Origin of the sequence: Synechococcus lacustris str. Tous (assembly GCF_003011125.1) — a bacterium.
Lineage (GTDB): Bacteria > Cyanobacteriota > Cyanobacteriia > PCC-6307 > Cyanobiaceae > Synechococcus_D > Synechococcus_D lacustris.
The window spans coordinates 1-5,772 of sequence record NZ_PXVC01000099.1 but is presented as its reverse complement, the minus strand read 5'-3'; the positions used below and the strand labels follow the sequence as shown (position 1 = coordinate 5,772).

The 5,772-nt window shown below is 45.5% G+C and carries 6 protein-coding genes; 2 read left to right on the top strand and 4 right to left on the bottom strand.

Annotated features, from left to right (window positions below):
- A partial coding sequence (locus tag C7K08_RS16155) for a hypothetical protein (RefSeq protein ID WP_206603855.1) occupies positions 1–189 on the top strand: 189 nt, incomplete at its 5' end.
- A gap of 90 nt (positions 190–279) precedes the next feature.
- On the opposite strand, the gene C7K08_RS12400 is transcribed toward C7K08_RS16155, so the two are convergent.
- The 4 genes from C7K08_RS12400 to C7K08_RS12385 are packed head-to-tail and all read right to left on the bottom strand — an operon-like array spanning position 280 to position 5,315.
- Positions 280–2,562: an AAA family ATPase gene (locus tag C7K08_RS12400; RefSeq protein ID WP_106500899.1), complete on the bottom strand. Its 2,283-nt coding sequence runs from the start codon at positions 2,560–2,562 to the stop codon at positions 280–282.
- Between the two features lie 39 nt (positions 2,563–2,601).
- Entirely contained in the window at positions 2,602–4,011 is a 1,410-nt protein-coding gene (locus C7K08_RS12395; RefSeq protein WP_117434651.1) for an ATP dependent DNA ligase, read from the bottom strand.
- A gap of 2 nt (positions 4,012–4,013) precedes the next feature.
- The gene (locus C7K08_RS12390; RefSeq protein ID WP_106500897.1) at positions 4,014–4,709 is read right to left on the bottom strand and encodes a hypothetical protein; all 696 of its coding nucleotides are present in this window, start codon (positions 4,707–4,709) and stop codon (positions 4,014–4,016) included.
- A gap of 3 nt (positions 4,710–4,712) precedes the next feature.
- On the bottom strand, positions 4,713–5,315 hold the full coding sequence (locus C7K08_RS12385; RefSeq protein WP_106500896.1) for a hypothetical protein: 603 nt from the start codon (positions 5,313–5,315) through the stop codon (positions 4,713–4,715).
- An 80-nt stretch (positions 5,316–5,395) separates the two neighbouring features.
- Here C7K08_RS12385 and C7K08_RS12380 point away from each other — a divergent pair, with 80 nt between their 5' ends.
- Positions 5,396–5,710 (top strand): BRCT domain-containing protein, encoded by a 315-nt coding sequence (locus tag C7K08_RS12380; protein ID WP_106500895.1) that lies wholly within the window; start codon positions 5,396–5,398, stop codon positions 5,708–5,710.
- Positions 5,711–5,772: the final 62 nt, after the last annotated feature.

Below are 5,772 nucleotides of genomic sequence, written 5' to 3'. Positions count from 1 at the left end.
ACATTGGGTTGGCTGATGCAGAATGCTAATACGCTGGAAGACAAAGTAATTGCGCGCAAGCGATATCGTTCACTTCTCTTTGACTTATGGAGAAAATACCAGGCGCAAACAGGAGAAACTTGGTATCCACCTCTCCAGAAAGATCTTTGGGATAACTATCAATTTGAAAGTGGAACCATAACTGATTAAATTCAGCGCAGACGAATTACAGAAAGTTCATTTGTTGTTGTTAAGTACTGCCTTATGATCTTAACAGGCTGCCTTAGATAACTCTCCCCCTTAACTAAGCAAGGGGAGTACATCATCGGAGGTGATTGTTGAAAGCTGATCGGTTGTTAGTGAGGCAGGATTGCTCTCCATTAATCGATTCGCTTGGTTTGCTCTCAATGTTTCATATATCTTCCTTACGCTTCTACCATTAGCGAAAGCATTCTTTTCGCTAAAAGCAAGATTATTAAATATAACTTTTAATTGTTCAACAGCTTCAGGGCTAAGTTTGAGTACTTCTTTGGTAAGCATCGTAACAAGGATTTCTTCCAATTCGGTTGGACTATAATCACGAAAGCTAATTACCTTTGTAAATCTGGAACGCAACCCGGGATTGCTTTCTAAAAACATTTCCATCTTTTCTGTGTATCCAGCAACAATTACAACCAAGTCGTTGCGATGGTCTTCCATTAGTTTTAGCAGGGTGTCTATCGCCTCCTGACCTAAATTATTATCTGTTGAATCTTCGCAAAGTGTGTAGGCCTCATCGATAAACAAAACACCACCTAAAGCAGTTTCTACTACTTGCTGAACCTTGAGTGCCGTCTGACCTGAATAACCAGCAACAAGCCCAGATCGATCTACCTCAATTAATTGCCCTTGCCGGCAATAGCCAATATTTTTTAATTCCCTAGCAAGAATTCTGGCAACAGTTGTTTTACCAGTTCCTGGATTACCAGCAAAAACAAGATGGCAGCCAAAATCTGCCGTAGGAAGGTTTTGATTCCTTCTTAGTTGCTGCACTTTAACAAGATTCAACAGTGTTCGAAGTTCCTGTTTTACCTCTTCTACGCCAACCAACTTCTCAAGCTCTGCAAGCGAAGGGAGCTCCTGCCCTGATTTGGGCATTTGATCCTCAAGCGGCAGGTCATCTGCATGAATGCTTGTGTGGTCATCTATAGATCTGGAGGCCAGATCAGCAAGACGTGCGGCCTGACGCGTAAGCGTTGCCTCAAATAAATTACGAACTTCTCTTGCATTACCAAAGCCTTTACTGCGCTTTCGCAGTGTCTGATCGATTAGTTGTGGCAGTTTCTCCCGAGTTTCATCCTTCAGTGTGAACTGGCTGTCGTTGGCCATACCCACAAAAATCTCTTCCAGTTCACCTTTGCAATAGTCGGGGAAATCGATAAAGCGTGTAAAGCGTGATCGCAGGCCTGGATTGGCATCGATGAAACGCAACATCTCCTCGTGATATCCAGCGGCAATTAGAAGGATGTCGTCGCGGTTGTTTTCCATGAAGGCAAGGATCGTATCAATTGCCTCCTGACCAAACGTGTCTTCGTCATCGCCATCTGGTGTTAATGAATAAGCTTCATCAAGAAAGAGCACCCCACCCAGTGCTTCTTCCAGCACCTCCTGGGTTTTGATGGCGGTCTGCCCCAAATAACCACCAACGAGATCGGCTCGGGAAACCTCCGTGAAATGCCCCTTACTGAGCCAGCCAAGCCGTTTCATCATTACCCCAACCTGACGAGCAACCGTTGTTTTTCCCGTTCCAGGATTTCCGGTGAACACCATGTGAAATCCAGCTTTTTGCACCCCCAATCCCAAACTCTTGCGTTCCTCCTGCATCAGGCAGAACTGCGCCAGTTCTTCGAGCTGCTGTTTTACTAATTGCATACCTACCAGCGCATCAATATCCTTCAGCAACAGCTTTAGTTGCTGTTCTATTGTCTTATTATTAAGATCAGGATCTTTTAAGCCTTTTGTAGATTTATTATTAGCTGAGTTCTGCTCATCAGATGCTATTTCGCCTCCTGCTCGCTCTATAAGTTGAAGTAATGAGATCGGGTTTGGATTAGGTGTTATTGATGCTTCAATACTGAGCTCTAACCCTTTTGAGAAGGTGCCAAGGATCAAGGTGGAACTTGTGTTTGATCTTTCCATAGCTTCACAAAACATTTCAACTAACGCAACTAACGTATTTACATAACTTTCAAGCGGATTTTCAGAGTCGCCAGAATATTGCTGATATAACTCCTTAACTGCTTCTTGAACGCGCAAAAAACGTTTATCTAGCTTAATACTTAGATCCTTCTGCTGAAGGCTTTCGTAACTAGTTGCGGCCATAAGTGCGTCTAAGTCTTTACCTGGTAGGAACGCCCGCAAAAGTGCCTGATAGAGATTAACTGCTTTTTCGTTAATTGCTTCTTCCTCACGTGCAACCACTTCAAAAGCAACTGTGATGGAGGTTGCAATAATCCCGGTATGATCGTTTAGTAATACCGGCAGTTGCAGCAAAATCGGATGCTCATCTGCAAACCGCTTCGCTTCTGTGGCTGGATCGCTCATGAGATGTTGTTAAGAAGCAAAATGGAAGGTGTTAACTAATTAGGCTTTTGTTTTCTTATTATCTTTTACTGGGATAAATTCTTTCCATCCTTTTTTGATATTTGCTAACACTAACGCATCAGCAATAGCCATCGCCTCATTTTGGTCGCGGGCTGTTCGAAGGGTGCGATCAAGGGGAGCTTGCCGATCAGGGCTGTAATCGGTGAAATGAACGAGCCATGCAGGCCAACCCGGCCAGCTGTTCTGTTTACCACTGCTCCACACCAACAGCTTGCGAACAGCTAACCCACTCTTACCGGCTTTACTCCATACCTGCCTACGTATAACTTCGCTAGCCGGAAGTTGGCGTGGATCGGCTGATGGTTCTAGGTTGTGGTTAGGTAAATATTCATTTAGCTGGGCTAATCTAATATCTATAGGGTCTGCTTTTTTATCTGGGCGGGTGCGCACCATAACTGGATGAATCAGGCTAATTGAAGGGATATCTATTAATCCTTTCCAGCCTTGATCGCAATACTGCAGAGCCCAACGACGAATTGGTTGGCCGTCTCCCCCCTCTACCTGGAGATCAGTGCAGTTGATCTCTACCACCACTTCCGGTTTTACAAATCGATATAAATTTCCATCACTGCTGGAATGGCGAAAGGAGCTAGAACATTCCAAGCTTTCAAGCTTTTGAAACAGTTCTTGCCGCATACTTTCTCCTGGAAAGTTGCCACAAGCACCGATTAGTTGAATTGCGTCATCCGTGCGGCGTAGGCCCAAGAGCAAAGAACGTACCTGGGAAAGTGTCGCTGCACGAGTAGTGAATCCAACTACAACAACATCTAGGCTTAAAGAAGGCTTAAGTTTATAGATCTCACCAAGAAGCTCACTGCGTACCACAAGACCTTCTGCCATTCCACTATCTACCCAACGCTTAATTAGTTTCTGAATAGGTTTTGTATCCAGTAGCGATTCTGTTTCAATCAACTGAAGCGCAGGAGCCGATTGCTTTGCGATAATGCCCTCTAATAACTTAAATCTTTCGCCGTAGGAAACCGGTGGAGCTTGGTTGTTGAATGCAACTAAATCAAAAAGAGTAAAGAGAAGGTTGCTGTGGTCGTTATTGGCTATGGCTGATGCCACATCACCAACACGGGGACGGCGTTCGGCTGTACCTTGAGAATGCAGTTCACCTGCCACGATCACTGGCTGATCAATGCTGCCTGCAAGGCTCTTAAGCGCTGTATAAATGGGTCCATCCGAGATGATGCGGCCTCCTTTTGCAAAAAAAGCAATACTGCCCTTCTCCAATTCAGCCAGCCACAACTCGCCATCGATTTTGGGGCTTACATAGCAAGCGCCGCTTGGAATTTGGGCAAAGTCTTCAAGTTTTAAAGCCCGATAACGGCTCGCCACCGTATTTTTGTATCGGGCCGAAATTGTCTCTAGCCGAGGGTCAGTCATTGTTAAGTAGGCAGTGCCTTGAGCTCAAGGTTTGAGAGATGTAGTAGTAGGCAATAACCAATTGAATTTATCCGGCCTTCCAGAAAAGCCCTCCAGGGGAGACCGTTGAGCTGAAAGATCAGAGGATCCTTTAAACGCTCCCCACCTGCAACCATTACCATTTCATCGCTGTGATGTAACTCTTTAGCGATGTCAAACAAGTATTCATAAGTAAGGCCGTCATTATGCCAAAGCTGAAGTGTGCGAGTGAAAACAAAACGCCTCACCGCAGCATTGCGGTTCAACCGTGTTTTCGTGAATCTAATAGGCAACTGTTCTGCAATATTTGGAAGGCGATCGATTGGTTCTCGGCGATCAGTTTCTTTACCAGATGGGTCGAGGATCACTTCCACAACATCCGGTGCAAACCTTAGGACTTGCTGCTTGTTGTCTAAGTAAACGGTGCTAGTGCGTTCAATCGGTTTCCCTACCAATTCGAAATCCACTTCAGGATCTGAATTAAGTAGGGACTCGCCCAATTTATCGCCGTATTGCTGCTGCAGGGCCTTAAGAGTATTAGCTTCGCCGGCGGCAATAAAGCGACGCAAACTGATTGGTCTTCCGGCTGCAACTCGTTCTGGCGGAGCGGATGGACGAACGGCAACATACCGGATATAGGCATCTCGTGAATCCTGATCAGCCAGATGCAAGGTTCTCATGGGTTAAAGCATTTCAAAATCAACGTCCTCAGTATCTTCTCCTTCAGCAGCTTCAACTGGTGGAATTGCATTGAGCTGAAGGTATGGGGCAGTGGCTGGCTGGCCGATTAAAGCGAAGATGCCCGCATCATTGGCAAGTAGGTAGGCAGTCTCGGCAAGAAAGTCTGATCGGTAGTTAAAGCGAAAGCGCCAAACTTCCCCACTAGTGAGCGAAGCTGCTAGCTCATCAGAGATCGTATCTGCGGTTAACTGATAAACAGAGCTTACGGCTAAATCCAACACTTCCATTGGCGATACAGGACCTTCCAGCGGTTGACTAACACCAAGTGTAGATAGAACTAGCTCCAGGGCAATTCCATCGGAGGATTGGGCTCCAATTTCTGAGGCTTCCACCTGTCGACCTAAATCATCAAACCATCCTTGAGCAGCCATACCACTAAGAATTATTACCTCGCCATCCTCTGTAAGTGACGCTCGAACACAGGGCTCGCCATCCTCATCAACGGGAATCCTGCGCTTGCAGCCATAAAGCTTGCTGCGTTCAAGCTTCTGAAGCTGAAAGTTGCTGGCTATATCGTTGTGAATGAGAATTACCGGCTTAGCCATTGATTTTTAAATCGACTGGGAACCTATTTGACCAGATAGCAAAATTGCTATAGCATTATTATGCACTAATTTGGGGAATTATGACTATTAACTCCAAAATCAGCACCAACTCAGAAGCAAGCGATTGGAATCCATCAACCGTACCTATTAATACAGAAGCTTTCGCTGGGCTCACTGTTGTTATCACGGGAAAACTTCTCTGTTTAGAGCGAGCTGACGCTGAACTGCTCGTGGAACGTGCAGGCGGATCCGCCACTGGTTCTGTTAGCGGAAAGACTGACGTACTGGTAGCTGGAGACAAAGCCGGGAGCAAACTAGAGAAAGCCAAGGGCCTTGGTATTGAAATCCTTGATGAGAAAGCATTTATAGCTAAACTCGGCATAGTTATTCCTTAAAATCGAGTGCTCTTTATCCTAATCACGCTTTATGGAGCAGCTTTGTTTACAATGCTTAAGAT